Raw genomic sequence first — 15602 nt, 5'->3', positions numbered from 1 at the left:
TCGCCAACAATGCACGCTTTTACACTCCTCACTCAAGGTGCAACATGGCAAATTATTACTCAACCCGCCCGACCATTACGTCAATCTATGATGATGTTGGCGAGACCGGCGTCGTTTCACGCGGCGGGTTCACTGACGACGTGCGTCCACGCATTACCGGTAAAGCGAATCCGGGCGCGATGATTTACCTCTATGACAACAATCGGGTTATTTACCAGTTTCAGGCCGGGCGCGACGGGACCTTTGACGTGACCCTTGGCTATGACTTACCGCAGGGAGCACACAGTTTCCGGTTATCCAGTCAGGGCCAGTACAGCGAGCCTTATGCGATCAACATCTCTTCAGTCAACGTAGAGTCGCCGAAAATCCTCTCACTGTACGATAACGTGGGTGAAACCGGTAATGTGCTGCACGGTGACAAGACCGACGATCGCCGCCCGCTGATCAAAGGCAGCGGCACGCCGGGGGCCACCGTAACGCTGCTGGATAACGGCACGGTAATCGGCCAGACCCGCGTTGATGCCAAAGGCAACTGGAGCCTGCAGCCGTCGCGCGATTTTGCGTTAGGTGAACATAACCTGACGGTGCAGAGCCAGGGCATGACCAGCAGCGGCTTTAAGGTCGAGGTGGTGCCGGTGAAAACCATCAAACCAGAAATTCTGGAAATCTTTGACCGCGTGGATGAAACCGGCCTGCTGAAGCCTGGAGATGATACCGACGACCGTCGTCCGCTGCTGAAAGGCGTGGGCACGCCGGGTGCGGTGGTGTGGCTGATGGATAATGGCCGCGGCATTACTTATACCGTGGTGGATAAGCAGGGCAACTGGACGCTGCAGCCGTCTAACGATTTGGCATTGGGTAAACACCACCTCGCGGTTTACATCAATGGCGTGGTCAGTGAACCGGTTGAACTCAACGTGGTGATCCGTGAAGGGTCTGAGCCGGTGATCGTGGCTATTCATGACAATGTGAATGAAGTGGGGGTGGTTGAGCCAGGTAAAGACAGCGACGATCGCCGTCCGATTGTCAGCGGCACCGCGCTGCCGCACACCACCATCTGGCTGCTGGATTCCGGCGGTATCCTCGGCAGCGCGCGTTCGGATGCGCAAGGTAACTGGAGCATCAAGCCGGATATCGAATTACGTTATGGTCTGAATAAGCTCTGGGTCAGCAACGGCGACTCGGTAAGCGACATCTATCCGATTAACATTGTGCCCATGCAGGGTCAGGCACCGGAGATCCACGCGGTGTATGACGATGCGGGCTACCATGCTGGTAATGTTGCCAACGGCAGCAAAACCGACGATGCACGGCCAACCCTGAGCGGCAAAGGCATTCCGGGCGAAACCGTCACGCTGCTGGCCAACGGGATTCAGGTGGCGAACACCCTTGTTGATGCGCACGGTAACTGGACGATGGAGCCTTACCGCGATCTGGATCCGGGCAGCTACAGTCTGGTGGTCGACAGCAACGGTAAGAAGAGCGCGCCGTGGAAGATTGACGTGGTGGCGGAAAACCGCATTCTGAATCTGTACGATGATGTCGGGATGGAAGGAACCATCGGCAATAATGGCGTCACCGATGATACGCGTCCCAAAGTAAGCGGCATGGGCCAGCCGGGCAGCCTGGTTAAACTGATTGTGGGCGGTACGGTATTAGGCAGTGCCATCGTCAATGAGAATGGGCTGTGGCAGATTGAGCCGGTGCGCGACTTACCGGTGGGTTCACATAAACTGATGGTGGTGAGCGACGGTTTTTACAGCCAGCCTTTCTATGTTGAGATCGTGGCCGCAATGGAAGACGCGCCGGAGATCCTGTGGCTGGACGATAACGTGCGCAACGTTGATTACATCTCTGAAAACGGCAACTTCTACGATCGTCGTCCGGTCATTACCGGCCAGGGGCGCGCTGGCGCGCTGGTGGAAATTTTCGATAACGGCGTGTCGATCGGTAGCGTGAAGATCCAGCCGGATGGCATGTGGCAATTCCAGCCGCACAGCGATCTCGCGGTGGGTGATCATGATCTGGTGGCGAAAGTCGCGGGTACAGCCGGCAACACCATGCCGATCACTGTCGTTGAGCTGAAAATTACTCAGGTGCTGGATGATGTCAACGAGCCGGCGCTGTTGCAGCCAGGCGATATCACCGATGACAGCAAGCCGCAGTTTAAAGGCACTGGCCTGCCGGGCGAATTCATTTATCTGCTGGATAACGGCGAGAAAGTCGGTTCCGCTAAGGTAAACAGCAAAGGCGAGTGGACGCTGGAACCCAAATGGCACCTTGAGCCGGGTGAACATAACTTTGAAATTCAGGGGCGTCATCTGAAGACCGAAGCGTTCAGCCTGGTAGTTGAGGAGCCGGTTGAAGAGGACTTCACGATGCTGGCGCTGGATGAAAGCTCGCTGACGCTGACGTCGCTGCTAAGCGATGCCGCGCCGCAGCTGTTCAGCGAGTCGCCGCAGCCTGCCTCTCCCGCCACGCTCAGCCTGGATAACCTCGATCTGCGCGTCGAGAGCGGCGTTCAGCTGGCACGCAGTGAGACGCTGCCGTCACTGGAAATGCTGCCGCTGGAAGAGAGCTACAGCGCGGTCGCCTGACGCGGCACCGTTACCGTAAATAAAAAATCCTGCCCGGGGGCAGGATTTTTTTTATCGCAACGGCGTTACGCTTTTTCCGGTACTACGTTCAGCAGCGCGGTCAGCAGTTTCCAGTACAGACCGACGCTGTCGATGTGCACCTGCTCGTCCGGCGAGTGCGGACCGGTGATGGTTGGCCCAATCGATACCATGTCCATGTCCGGATACGGTTTTTTGAACAGACCGCACTCCAGACCGGCGTGAATCACCTGAATGTTTGGCGTCTTACCAAACAGCGCTTCATAGGTCTTACGCGTCAGCGCCATGATGGGCGAGTCGGCATCCGGCTGCCAGCCCGGGTAACCGCCTTTCGGCGCGGTTTTCGCCCCGGCCAGCGCACCCAGCGAAGTCAGGGTTTCGACCACCCAATCTTTACCGGTGTCGATCAGCGAGCGGATCAGGCAGATGATCTCGGCGCTGTCCTGCTCCATCGTGACCACGCCGACGTTAAGCGAAGTTTCCACCACGCCTTTCGCCACGTCCGAGTTGCGAATCACACCGTTTGGCGTGCTGTTCAGCAGGTTGATGAAGCGATCGCGGCTGTCTGCGGTCAGCGCCTGGCCCTGATGCGCCAGCGGCTCGCTCAGCACGGCGACGTTCTTTTCTTTACTGCCCAGCTCATTCTGCAGCGTGGCCTGGAAATGGGCGGCAGCAGACTTCAGCGCATCTACTTTATGGCTGTCGATGGCCAGCGTAGCGAACGCCTCGCGCGGAATCGCATTGCGCAGCGTACCGCCGGTGAACTCAATCAGACGGATATCCAGCTCAGCCGCGTGCACGGCAAGGAAGCGCGCCAGCAGCTTGTTGGCGTTGCCGAGACCAAGATGAATGTCCGCGCCGGAGTGGCCGCCTTTCAAACCTTTCAGCGTCAGCTTCAGGGTTTCGAAACCGGCAGGCACGGCCTCGCGGCTCAGCGGCAGGGTAGTGATAAAGTCGATACCCCCGGCGCAGCCCATATAGATCTCACCTTCCTCTTCCGAGTCGGTGTTGATCAGGATGTCCGCCTGCAGCCAGTTTGGTTGCAGACCAAAGGCACCGTCCATGCCCGACTCTTCGGTCATGGTCAGCAGCACTTCCAGCGGACCGTGGGTCAGGCTGTTGTCCGCCAGCACCGCCAGCGCAGAGGCCATACCGATACCGTTATCCGCACCCAGCGTGGTGCCGCGCGCTTTCACCCACTCGCCATCAACGTACGGCTGAATCGGGTCTTTGGTGAAGTCGTGTACCGTGTCATTGTTCTTCTGCGGCACCATATCGAGGTGCGCCTGCAGCGCCACCGGAGTACGGTTTTCCATGCCTGCGGTAGCAGGTTTACGAATCAGGATATTGCCGACCTGATCGCGTTCAACCCAGAAACCTTGCTCTTTAGCCCAGCCAACAACGTATTCGGCCAGCGCTTCTTCATGGTAAGAAGGGTGCGGAATCGAGCAGATTTTTGCGAAGATATCCCACAGCGGCTGCGGGGAAAGTTGAGACAATTCAGACACAACGCGTCTCCTGTGTCAGCGCGGCGGACATACCGCTCGCACGCGGGTTTCCAGTGAAAGATCGCCGTCAGCACATCTGACGTGATGGGCCAGAGAATATCACTGTTTCCTGCCGGGTGCGCCATCGGGCGCGCTAAAAACCTGCAACCGATGTGACGGGTGCTGGTTTTTAACGCGTCAGATCCTTATAATCTCGCGCAACCTTTTCCCCCTTGCATATTTTTAAGCCAATCTCATTGGCCGGGATTCCTTTTATGAGCGAAAAATACGTCGTTACCTGGGACATGCTGCAGATTCATGCCCGTAAACTGGCCCAGCGCCTGCTTCCTGTGGAACAGTGGAAAGGCATCATCGCGGTCAGCCGCGGTGGTCTGGTTCCGGCATCGCTGCTGGCGCGTGAACTGGGGATTCGCTACGTCGATACCGTGTGCATCTCCAGCTACGATCACGATCACCAGCGTGAAATGAAAGTGCTGAAGCGCGCAGAAGGCGACGGTGAAGGTTTTGTGGTCATCGACGATCTGGTGGATACCGGCGGTACCGCGCAGGCGATTCGTGATATGTATCCAAAAGCGCGTTTCTGCACCATCTTCGCCAAGCCGGCTGGCCGCGCGCTGGTGGACGACTACATTGTCGATATTCCGCAGAACACCTGGATCGAGCAGCCGTGGGACATGGGCGTGGTGTACATTCCGCCGATTGTAAAAAGCTGATTGATGCAACGCAAACAACGCCCGGTTATGCCGGGCGTTGTGCTTTCTGCGCCTCGCGCCCGTGCGGCGGGTGCAGTACACTCTTAGCCATCTATGCGACTGCCGCAGGAGAAGCTTAAGATGGCCGAGAAAAATCTCAGCGAAGAACTGTTCAAACCCCGCTTCAAACACCCGGAAACCTCCTCGCTGGTGCATCGCCAGCACCACCCGACGGCGCAGGTGCACAATGCCCTGGAAGGCGATACCCAGCGCGGCTGGTATCGCATGCTGAATAAGCTGCTGTGGACGTGGCGCGGCCTGGCGCCGCAGGAGATCAGCGAAGTGCTGGCGCGCATTGCCGTCAGTAAGTTTGAACACACCGACGAAACGCTGCTGGACACGGTGATTGGCTATCGCGGCGGCAACTGGAACTATGAGTGGTCGAAGCAGGCGGCGCTGTGGCAGCAGCGCGCGATGCAGAACGCCGATCACGATGAAGCCGGCCAGCAGTGGCTGCATGCCGCCAGTCTCTACAGCCTGGCCGCGTATCCGTACATTAAAGGTGATGAGCTGGCGGATCAGGCGCAGGTGCTGGCGAATCGCGCTTATGAAGAAGCCACCCAGCGCCTGCCCGGCGAGCTGAAATCCCTGACCTTTCCCATCAGCGGCGGCAGTCCGGTCACCGGCTTCCTGCATATGCCGGCGCAGGCCAGCGCGCCGTATCCCACCGTGCTGCTGTGCGGCGGTCTCGACTCGCTGCAGAGCGACCATTACCGGCTGTTTCATGATTATCTGGCACCGCGCGGCATCGCCATGCTGACGCTGGATATGCCGTCGGTGGGTTTCAGCAGCAAATGGACGCTCAATCAGGACACCAGCCAGCTGCATCAGCAGGTGCTGCGCGAGCTGAGCAATGTGCCGTGGATTGACCACACGCGCGTGGCGCTGTTCGGTTACCGCTTTGGCGCCAACGTGGCAACGCGGCTGGCTTACCTTGAGGTGCCGCGTCTGCGCGCGGTGGCGTCGCTCGGGCCGATGGTGCATCACGTGTTTGTCGATGCGCAGCGCCAGCAGCAGCTGCCAGATATGTATATGGACATGCTGGCCAGCCGGCTGGGTATGTCGTCGACCTCCGACAGCAATCTGCGCATCGAGCTCAACCGCTATTCGCTCAAAGTGCAGGGCCTGCTGGGTCGCCGGACGCCGGTGCCGATGCTGGCCGCTTACTGGCCCAACGATCTGTTCAGCCCGGAAGAGGAGGCGCAGCTGATCGTCAACTCCTCGGCGCAGGGCAAGGCGCTGGCGATTCCCGCCACGCCAGTGTTTGCCAGCTTTGATAAGGCGCTCAATCAAATTTGCGACTGGCTGGCAAAACAGTTGCAGCGCTAACTGGCGAAATACGCAGACTCTGCTACAACTTATCTTCGGGAAAATACGTGCGGTGGCGTTTTGCCGCCGCGCTACGTTTTATACGGTTTATTTGAGGGAGAGAGTTAGCATGACGTTACCGAGTGGTCACCCCCGTAGTCGCCTGCTTAAGCGCTTCACCGAATTGGGGCCGTACATCCGTGAAGGACAGTGTGAAGAGACGCGTTTCTTCTTTGATTGCCTGGCAGCGTGCGTCAACGTCAAACCGGCGCCGGAAAGCCGCGAGTTCTGGGGCTGGTGGATGACGCTGAACGCCTATGAAGATCACTTCACCTACGAATACCACTTCGGCCTGTTTGATAAAGACGGCGACTGGAGCGTGGCCGCGATCAAGGGCAAAGAGAACAATGAGAAAGTGGAGAGCACGCTGCGTAATTTCCACGAGCGCCTGAAAGCCACGCTGCATGAGTTTAAGCTTGAGCTCAGGCCCGCGGCGGGGTTCAAAGAAGAGCCGGTTAAACTCAGCGCCTGAACCTGAGTCAGACCAGAATAAGAAAGAGCCGGTGATGAGCCGGCTCTTTTTTTACAGACACAGACAGGGTAATGCTGACGCTTAGAACTGGTAGGTCAGACCGACCGCCACCACGTCATCGCTGTTGATGCCCAGCGGGTTGTTGTCATCCAGCTGGTTGATTTTGTAGTCAACCATGGCCGACATGTTTTTGTTGAAGTAGTACGTCATCGCCACGTCGACATATTTCACGATGTCCGCATCGCCAATGCCTTCAATGTCTTTGCCTTTGCTCTGCACGTAGCCCAGCGATGGACGCAGACCGAAGTCGAACTGATACTGCGCAACCACTTCAAAGTTCTGCGTTTTATTCGCCACGCCGCCCGTGATTGGCGTCATGTTACGGGTTTCAGAGTAGGTCGATGCCAGGTAGATGCTGTTCGCGTCATATTTGATGCCCGCGCCCCAGGCTTCCGCTTTGTCACCACGGCCCAGACGGGTCGCCACGTCCTGCGAGTTGGTCCGATCAGCAGAGGAGATCGCACTCATCAGGCTGACACCGCTATCGCCGAGGGTGTAACCCAGTGACGCACCGTAACCGTCGCCGTTCTGCTTAGGAATCTCTGAACGGCCGTTGGCGCTGGTGGAATCGTTCTTGCCCTGATACTGCACCGCGAAACGCAGGCCATCCACCAGACCGAAGAAATTGCTGTTGCGGTAAGTGGCGACGCCAGAAGTACGGCCCAGCATGTAGGTGTCGGTGTAGGCGCTGTCGCCACCGAATTCTGGCAGCACGTCGGTCCATGCCAGCACATCGTAAACCACGCCGTAGTTACGACCGTAATCAACAGAGCCGTAGTTACCAAACTTCAGACCGGCAAAGCCCAGACGGGTTTTGTTACCGATGTTAGCGTCGGTGTTGGTTTCTGCGCGGTTACCCTGGAACTGATATTCCCACTGACCGTAGCCGGTCATCAGGTCGTTAATCTGCGTCTGCCCTTTGAAGCCCAGACGGATGTAAGTTTTGTCGCCGTCAGCGGCTGCGTTGTCGCTGAAGTAGTGCATGCCTTTCACACGACCGTACAGATCCAGTTTGTTACCGTCTTTGTTATAAACTTCTGCGGCTTGTGCGGTTGAGGCCAGAGCCAGCGCGGAAACGATGAGTGCCAGTGTGCTTTTCTTCATTTTGCTATCAATCCCAATGAGTAAAATTTGTTGTACCCGTGAAAAGGTTTGTAAAACACGGGACGTTTTACCGACTGGCAATGAAGGTTTTATGACATTTTTTCTGATTTCTTGTTAATCGCGAACTTTTGGTCTACCCGCTTGTCAGGCGTTTTTTGTGCTTTTCCCCTTGCCGCTGTTGGCTTCCTTGCTGACTCCTGTTAAAACGTCCCTTCGCAGATTTTTTTCTTACATGGCAGGAAAAACATGAGTGGCAGTCAGACCCTGGTGGTCAAATTGGGTACCAGCGTCCTCACCGGCGGATCGCGCCGGCTGAACCGGGCGCATATGGTGGAGCTGGTTCGGCAGTGTGCACAACTGCACGCCGCCGGTCATCGCATTATCATCGTCACCTCAGGCGCGATTGCCGCCGGTCGCGAACACCTTGGTTACCCGGAACTGCCACCGACCATCGCCTCAAAGCAGCTGCTGGCTGCGGTGGGGCAGAGCCGTTTAATCCAGCTATGGGAGCAGCTGTTCTCCATCTACGGTATCCATATCGGGCAGATGCTGCTGACGCGCGCCGACATGGAAGACCGTGAACGTTTCCTCTACGCGCGCGATATGCTGCGCGCGCTGCTCGACAACCATATCGTGCCGGTCATTAACGAGAACGACGCGGTGGCAACCGCGGAAATCAAGGTTGGCGACAATGACAACCTGTCCGCGCTGGCGGCGATGCTTGGCGGTGCCGATAAACTGCTGCTGCTGACCGATCAGCCGGGCCTGTTTACCGCCGATCCGCGCACCAATCCCGAAGCAGAGTTGATCAGCGATGTGCATCAGATTGATGATGCGCTGCGCACGCTGGCTGGCGGCAGCGTCTCCGGTCTGGGCACCGGCGGCATGGCCACCAAACTGCAGGCGGCGGATGTCGCCTGCCGCGCCGGCATTGACGTCATCATTGCGGCCGGCAGCCGCCCTGATGTCATCGGGGATGTGCTGCACGGTAAACCGGTCGGGACGCGTTTCCACGCGCAGCAGTCGCCGCTGGAAAACCGCAAGCGCTGGATCTTCGGCGCGCCACCGGCGGGCGAGATCACTATTGACGACGGCGCGCTGGCGGCGGTGCTGGAGCGCGGCAGCTCGCTGTTGCCGAAAGGCGTCCGCGAGGTGCAGGGCAATTTCTCACGCGGCGAAGTGATCCGCATTCGTAACCTGCAGGGGCGCGACATCGCCCACGGCGTCACGCGCTATAACAGCGATGCGATGCGCATGATCGCCGGTCATCACAGTCAGGAGATTGGTGAGATCCTCGGTTACGAATATGGCCCGGTTGCGGTGCACCGCGACGATATGATCGTCAGTTAAGGAGCGGATGATGTTAGAACAGATGGGTAAAGCGGCGCGTGAAGCGTCGTATAAACTGGCGGAGCTCTCCACCGAACAAAAAAATCAGGTACTGCTGACCATCGCCGATCGGCTGGAAGCGGAAAGCGCCGACATTCTGGCGGCTAACCAGCAGGATCTGGCCGATGCGCGTACTAACGGCATGAGTGCGGCGCTGCTCGATCGTCTGACGCTCAACCCGCAGCGCCTGAAAGGCATCGCGGACGACGTGCGCCAGGTGTGCCGTCTGGCCGATCCGGTTGGCCAGCTGATCGACGGCGGGCTGCTCGACAGCGGCCTGCGCATTGAACGACGTCGCGTGCCGCTCGGCGTGATCGGGGTGATCTACGAAGCGCGCCCAAACGTCACGGTCGATGTGGCGTCACTGTGTCTGAAAACCGGCAACGCGGCGATTCTGCGCGGCGGCAAAGAGACCTGGCGCACCAACGCCGCCACGGTGCAGGTGATCCAGAACGCGCTCATTGAACATGGTTTACCGGCAGCAGCGGTGCAGGCGATTGAGAATCCGGATCGCGAACTGGTGAATCAGCTGCTTAAGCTCGATCGCTACGTTGACATGCTGATCCCGCGTGGCGGCGCCGGGCTGCACAAGCTGTGTCGCGAAAATTCCACCATTCCGGTGATCACCGGCGGTATCGGCGTGTGCCATCTCTATCTTGACGAAACCATGGAGACGGACGCCGCGCTGGAGGTGATTGTTAACGCCAAGAAGCAGCGTCCCAGCGCCTGTAACTCGCTGGAAACCCTGCTGATTCATCGCGATCAGGCTGAGCGTTTCATTCCGGCGTTTCTGCAGCGTATGGCGCAGGAGAACATTGCGCTGCACGCCGATGAAAACGTGCTGGCGCGGCTACAGCAGGGCCCGGCCAGCGTGGTGGCGGTGCAGATGCACCAATACGACGATGAGTGGCTGTCGAACGATCTGAACGTCAAGCTGGTGGCGGACCTCGATGAAGCGGTCGCGCACATCCGCGCGCACGGCACCCAGCACTCCGACGGCATTCTGACGCGCAGTATTGGCAACGCCAATCGCTTCGTGAATCAGGTCGACTCATCGGCAGTGTACGTCAACGCCAGCACCCGCTTTACCGACGGCGGCCAGTTTGGTCTCGGCGCTGAAGTGGCGGTCAGTACGCAGAAACTGCATGCGCGCGGTCCGATGGGCCTCGAAGCGCTCACCACCTACAAATGGATTGGCTGGGGCGACGATACCCTGCGCCGTTAGTTTTTCTCTCCGGCATCATAATGGGCACCTGACGCGGTGCCCTTTTTGATCGCTTTCGATCCAGTTATTTCCAGAGCTTTTCGTTTTATTCCTGTCATCTGTGGCGCGCCTGCGGCTTTTCGCCCATTTTTTGCTGTGGGTGCTGGTCTCAGCGTTACAGAACAATCCTGAAAACCCCTGTCAGAACAAGCTGTCAGAGATTCATTACTGGTTTCCACCAGGGCGAAGAGGATAATGATCGTCCAGCTTTATTGATAAAAGCGGTTGGGTAGTAAACTAGCGGTAATATAAAATGAACTGGTAGCAAAAATGAAAATAACATTCAGTCTTTTACTGATGGCAGACTATTAACTGATGGTTAAAAAAGAGAGTACGAGACAAGCTTTTACTGCCAGGCTGATTGCCGCATGCGAGAGCGCGGGAATTGTCGGACATGGACGGAACAAACAGGTCGCTCAGGCACTGCAACAACGGGGATGCAGGATCTCAACTCCAGGGGTCTGGAAATGGTTTAACGCGCAATCCATTCCGGATGACAGTAATCTGCTGGCGCTCAGCCAGCTGTTAGGCGTGCGCGTGGAGTGGCTGCAGTTCGGCATGGAAAAACCGGATGTGGCGCTTGCCCGTCAGCGCCTGATCGATCCGCAGCACATGTTCCGCGTCGAAAGCCTGGACATCGGGCAACGCAGCGCACAGGGTATTGTCGCGCGCGACGAACTGGTCGAGACCATTCAGGCGATTGAATATGGTCTGGATGAGGCGCGCGTGCTGTTTAACGGCCGCCCGGCCGAAAATATCCGGCTGATTGCCCTGAACAGTGACTCCATGGCCGGGACTTTTGCTCCGCGCGATCAGCTGTTCGTTGATATCAGCGTGCACCGCTTCGACGGTGACGGCATCTATCTGTTCAATCTCGATAACCAGCTCTACCTCAAGCGGCTGCAGTTACAGCACAAGAAGGTGGCGGTGATCTCCGATAACAAACGCTACGAGACCTGGTATCTGACGCTGGACGAAGCGGCGTCGCTGCAGGTGATTGCCCGCGTCATCATGAGCCAGGCGCGTGACTATCAGATTCTGGGCTGAGCAGCAGTGCGTTAACCGGCAAAAAAAATAATCCGGCTGAAATCAAAAATTTAACTGTCGGTAAATAAAAAATTAACTGTCAGTGTTTGCCAATGCATTAGAACCTGTTAATAATTTGACCATAGATGGACGACATCTCTGCTCCCGGACGAGCCCGCTCTTAAACAATTGAGGCGCTGCACAAGCGCGAGACAACCCACCCAAAGTCAGTGAATTTTGGGATGGGGTGGATACGCACTTAGCAGCGTCGTCAGTTGTCCTCTGCTTTCACTCTCCTCTGCTTACGCCTGGCCGTTTTTTACGGCCGGGCAAGCCAGTTGCGGGTGATTGCAGAGGGGCCACGGACGTCCCGGTCTGTGCCGAATCGCCGTGCTCACCACCCCATCGCCAAAGACTCATTCACAGGAGGAGTTATGGCGATTATTCAATATGGCAAATCAGTCTTTAGCGGAAACGCGCGCACCCGTCGCCACCGGCGGCGTCAGCCGCTCAGCCGCCTGAAGCGCAGCATCGACAGTGCCCTGGGCCTGGAGTGTGATGAGATCACCCTGCGCACCGCCGAGCGCATCTGCCAGCGGGAAATCCGCTCCCGGGTAGACCGCGCAGTACTGGCGCCCACGCGGCCCTGCAACGACAACCCCAGCTTTGATAACTGCTGTTTGCCCCACGTTCATTTGTACGCCGTGCGTTAATTCTCTGCTGTTTTCCCAGTTCTGAACGGAACGTTTCACCTTTCCTCACTGTTTAGTTGCGCTTGAGCGTTGCGCTTAACGGCTGCCTGTCGCCCGGCGCAACCGATCAGCGAGGTTTATGTGTTGTGGTTATTTGCGCAGCTTTTCATGCCGTTGCGCCCGTCAAAGAGGAACCGTTATGAGCCAAATCATTGCCATTTTGAATTTCGAAGAGGGATACCGCGAAGCGCCTTACCTCGACACCCAGGGGTTTCCCACCGTTGCGGGCGGTATTCGCATCGGGCCGAAAGGCGCGTCGCTCAGCCACTATATCTTCCGCGTGCCGCGCCGCGTTGGTGACGTGTGGAAGCAGTGCATCGTTGAGGGCAAGGTGCAGGAGATGCAGCAGCGCGCGCTGCTGCAGCAGGCACTGAGTCAATGCAATGAAGCGCGCAGCGATGTGCTGATCAGCATGGCCTACCAGATGGGCGTCGACGGTCTGGCGCTGTTTCGCGGCATGCTCACCGCGGTGACGCAACGTGATTTCGACGCGGCGGCGAACGCCATGCTCGATAGCCTGTGGGCGCGGCAAACTGCGGGGCGCGCCCGGCGTCATGCCGAAGTGATGCGCACGGGCACCTACGACATCTACAGGGGGCTGTTATGAACATGCGCTGGCTGTTGTTCATTATCGCCGTGCTGGCGGCCATCATCCTGCTGCTGTTGCTGCAGCGCTTCACCACGCTGGAGTTTGTTAAACACGCGCGCCTGCTGTTTAAAACCTGGTCGGTGTGGCTGGCGTCGCTGGGTTCAATGCTCAGCGCCTGGGTGCAGTCGTTTCCCTCGTCAGCGCTGGATGCGTGGAATGCGCTGCCGGCGGATATCAAAGAGATTCTGCCGCACAACTATCTCGGCCTGATCGGCGCCTTCATGGTGGCGATGGGCGTACTGGCGCAGTTCGTGCGTCAGAAGAACCTGGTGGAGCAGAGAAAAACGCTGGAGGACAAACCATGAGCTTTCTTCTTTCTCAGCTTGCCGTCAGCTGGCACTGGCTGGCGGCGATTGGCGGCGTGATTGCCGCGCTGATTGCCAGCTACGCCGGCGGCAAAAAAATCGGCAAGGTGCAGCAGCAGGCGAAAGCTGATGTTGCGCAGGCCGAAAAGACCGCCGCGCAGGCGGTTGAAGTTAATCAGCAGCAGCAACAGCTGCGTGAGGAGGCCAGACGTGTGGAAACCCGTAACGGTAATCTTGATGACGCTGCTGCTCGTGACAAGCTGCAGCAGTCGAAATACCACCAACCCTGAGGCGCCCGTCGTTATCGACTCCGCCTGTTCGTTATTTTCCCCGATTTATACCCACGGCAGTGACGCCGAACGCATGGACATTCGCACCGTGCGCGCCATCAACAACCACAACGATCTCTGGGACCAGCACTGCCGCCCGGCGGCGCACTGACGCTGTTCTCTCGCTTTGTTTTGCAAACCTGAAATGCCGAGGAGGCTAAGATGATCGAAGTTAACTCTTTTGCTGAACTGCGTACCACTGTGCCGGCCAAAAACGGCGATCTGGCGTTCCTGCGCCGCTATAACCCGGACTCCACCTTCCGTGGCGGCGGTGATTTCACCGGCTTTATCGGCACCACTACGGCCGCCGATGACGGCGGTACGCTGGCGGTCGGCAATGGCTTTTACTGGAAACGCGTGATCAACGATCCGGCCGACGTCAACGTCTACCACTTCGGCGCGAAAGGGGACGGTTACGCTAACGATACCGACGCCTTTAACCGCATGCTGGCGTGGACGCAGGGCTACAGCGGTAATATCCGTGACCTGCCGGTGCGTTTCCCGGGCGGTAAATTCCTGATTAACCCGATCGACATCAGCGCTACCGAGATCGCCTTTTTTGGTCTGCAGGGGGATGACGTGGAGCTGGGTTCGCTGCCGCGCACCACCATCATCTCCGACAAAAGTGCCAACACGGTGTTCAAAGTGAAGGCACGGCGGACCGCGATCAAAGGCATCACCTGGCACGGTCAGGCATCGGCCGACGTCACCACCAACAAAGGTACCATTACCGCCGAGATGTGTACCAACGTGCAGCCGTTCTTCGAAAACACCTGCATCGAAGGCACCACGTTAAATATTTACTGTTTCCGCGCGCAAAACAGCGGCGGCACGGTGATTAAAGCGCTGGATACGCTCGACAGTAAATTTGACCAGATCTACACGCTGTGGACCTATGGCCGGGTGTTTGATATTGGCTGGTCGAACTCGCCAAACGGCAAGTGGGACCACTCAACGGCTATCGAGATCTGCAACTGTAACTTCCAGACCGGCTACGGCGACGCCACGCTGTACATGCCGCGCGTGACGCAGGGCATCATGCGTAACGTGTGGATTGAGCACACGCGTAATCCGGGCGATCTGTCGGACGGTGCCTGGAGCATTGATACGCTGAACATTGAGGATTGCGGCACGCCGTTCAATCTCAATAATGCGCGCGTCATCATGCGCCAGATTGGCCTGCAGTCCGGAGCGAAGATCTCGAACGATATGGCCGGCACGCGCTGGCTGTCGACTTTTGACTATGGCTATCGTCGCGAAGAGCATCACGGCACGCTGATCACCGGCTCATTCCGCGCGGGCTACTACAGCGGCCACAAAGTCACCAACAATACCGACACCGATAACTGGTATCGCCTCGGCCAGTTGTTCTTCCCGACGGCGAATCAGCAGTGGGTGATGGAGCTGATTGGTAAAGCCGACGCCACCCAGCCAACCGGAACGGCCGCCTCGCCGGTCAATCTGGCGGGCACCGGGAAAACGTGGATTAACCTGCAGCGGCTGGAAACGGTATGGGCGGATGCCTGCCATATGGGACAGCCGGCGGTGCTGGATATTCGCTACAGCCGCGTCGGCACCACCTATGCCGTGGTGTGGGTGAAGCTGCGCGCCAACAGCGGCGACACGCTGATTAACCTGAAGACCACCGGTCCGACGCGTTTTGAAGCTGGCTCCTGCTCGCTGTTCCAGCCTGACTTCTCGGTGGTGACGGATACCACCAAAATGGGCACCCTTAAACCGGCGGCGCGCTTTGGCCTGCACAATGGCGTCGCGGGTATTGGGGCTAACGAGAAAGGCGTGCTTACCGTCGCGACGGCAGCAGGTACGCCGACCAATAAAACCACGCCGACGGGCTTTGTGCTGGTCAATATCAACGGTGTCGATCGTAAGCTTCCTTATTACGATTGAGGCCAGCACCTTTTGGCGAGGCTGCAGCCTCGCCTTTTTTTGAGCCTGGCGCGAGAGGGCGCTGTTCGCGGCGGTTTTTCCGCGTCAAAATCGTAAGGTCA

The 15602-nt window shown here is 57.9% G+C and carries 15 protein-coding genes; 13 read left to right on the top strand and 2 right to left on the bottom strand.

Features of this window, described 5'->3' with window-relative positions; all coding sequences use genetic code 11:
* Positions 1-44: 44 nt before the first annotated feature.
* Positions 45-2597: an Ig-like domain-containing protein gene (locus FT726_RS11090; protein ID WP_288421360.1), complete on the top strand. Its 2553-nt coding sequence runs from the start codon at positions 45-47 to the stop codon at positions 2595-2597.
* 65 nt (positions 2598-2662) lie between these two features.
* Here the strand turns inward: FT726_RS11090 and pepD are convergent, their stop codons facing one another.
* Entirely contained in the window at positions 2663-4123 is a 1461-nt protein-coding gene (pepD, locus tag FT726_RS11085; protein ID WP_021507280.1) for a beta-Ala-His dipeptidase, read from the bottom strand.
* A 254-nt stretch (positions 4124-4377) separates the two neighbouring features.
* On the opposite strand from pepD, the gene gpt reads away from it, so the two are divergent.
* The 3 genes from gpt to crl all read left to right on the top strand — a co-directional run bounded on the left by gpt (position 4378) and on the right by crl (position 6715).
* Positions 4378-4836, top strand: coding sequence for a xanthine phosphoribosyltransferase (gpt, locus tag FT726_RS11080; RefSeq protein ID WP_021507279.1), 459 nt, complete (start codon positions 4378-4380; stop codon positions 4834-4836).
* A 120-nt stretch (positions 4837-4956) separates the two neighbouring features.
* The gene (gene frsA / locus FT726_RS11075) at positions 4957-6204 is read left to right on the top strand and encodes an esterase FrsA (protein WP_058769336.1); all 1248 of its coding nucleotides are present in this window, start codon (positions 4957-4959) and stop codon (positions 6202-6204) included.
* 109 nt (positions 6205-6313) lie between these two features.
* Positions 6314-6715, top strand: a complete 402-nt coding sequence (crl, locus tag FT726_RS11070) for a sigma factor-binding protein Crl (RefSeq protein ID WP_288421365.1) — start codon at positions 6314-6316, stop codon at positions 6713-6715.
* An 81-nt stretch (positions 6716-6796) separates the two neighbouring features.
* Here the strand turns inward: crl and ompC are convergent, their stop codons facing one another.
* Positions 6797-7879 carry a porin OmpC gene (gene ompC / locus FT726_RS11065; protein WP_021507277.1) on the bottom strand — a complete coding sequence of 361 codons (1083 nt, stop codon included), beginning with the start codon at positions 7877-7879 and terminating at the stop codon, positions 6797-6799.
* A gap of 246 nt (positions 7880-8125) precedes the next feature.
* Between ompC and proB the strand changes: the two genes are divergently transcribed.
* The 9 genes from proB to FT726_RS11020 all read left to right on the top strand — a co-directional run bounded on the left by proB (position 8126) and on the right by FT726_RS11020 (position 15501).
* A complete protein-coding gene (gene proB, locus FT726_RS11060; RefSeq protein ID WP_058758012.1) occupies positions 8126-9229 on the top strand; it encodes a glutamate 5-kinase in 1104 nt (367 codons plus the stop codon).
* Positions 9230-9239: 10 nt separating this feature from the next.
* Positions 9240-10493 carry a glutamate-5-semialdehyde dehydrogenase gene (gene proA, locus FT726_RS11055; protein ID WP_058769337.1) on the top strand — a complete coding sequence of 418 codons (1254 nt, stop codon included), beginning with the start codon at positions 9240-9242 and terminating at the stop codon, positions 10491-10493.
* A 354-nt stretch (positions 10494-10847) separates the two neighbouring features.
* Positions 10848-11579, top strand: a complete 732-nt coding sequence (locus FT726_RS11050; protein WP_031279669.1) for a S24 family peptidase — start codon at positions 10848-10850, stop codon at positions 11577-11579.
* 413 nt (positions 11580-11992) lie between these two features.
* Positions 11993-12271 carry a hypothetical protein gene (locus FT726_RS11045; protein ID WP_021507273.1) on the top strand — a complete coding sequence of 93 codons (279 nt, stop codon included), beginning with the start codon at positions 11993-11995 and terminating at the stop codon, positions 12269-12271.
* Positions 12272-12449: 178 nt separating this feature from the next.
* Positions 12450-12917, top strand: coding sequence for a glycoside hydrolase family protein (locus FT726_RS11040; RefSeq protein WP_059011010.1), 468 nt, complete (start codon positions 12450-12452; stop codon positions 12915-12917).
* Between the two features lie 2 nt (positions 12918-12919).
* Positions 12920-13264, top strand: coding sequence for a hypothetical protein (locus FT726_RS11035; protein WP_190286078.1), 345 nt, complete (start codon positions 12920-12922; stop codon positions 13262-13264).
* Positions 13261-13554: a hypothetical protein gene (locus FT726_RS11030; protein WP_288421370.1), complete on the top strand. Its 294-nt coding sequence runs from the start codon at positions 13261-13263 to the stop codon at positions 13552-13554. Before FT726_RS11035 ends, FT726_RS11030 begins: the two co-directional genes overlap by 4 nt.
* Positions 13502-13705 carry a hypothetical protein gene (locus FT726_RS11025; protein ID WP_336701382.1) on the top strand — a complete coding sequence of 68 codons (204 nt, stop codon included), beginning with the start codon at positions 13502-13504 and terminating at the stop codon, positions 13703-13705. The genes FT726_RS11030 and FT726_RS11025 overlap by 53 nt, the downstream gene beginning before the upstream one ends.
* A gap of 50 nt (positions 13706-13755) precedes the next feature.
* The gene (locus FT726_RS11020; RefSeq protein WP_021507268.1) at positions 13756-15501 is read left to right on the top strand and encodes an amylovoran biosynthesis protein AsmF; all 1746 of its coding nucleotides are present in this window, start codon (positions 13756-13758) and stop codon (positions 15499-15501) included.
* Positions 15502-15602 lie beyond the last annotated feature (101 nt).

The sequence above is a fragment of the Pantoea sp. Morm genome (assembly GCF_016643525.1).
GTDB lineage: Bacteria > Pseudomonadota > Gammaproteobacteria > Enterobacterales > Enterobacteriaceae > Pantoea > Pantoea dispersa.
The sequence above is the reverse complement of the archived record's forward strand: the minus strand, read 5'-3'. Positions and strand labels throughout refer to the sequence as shown.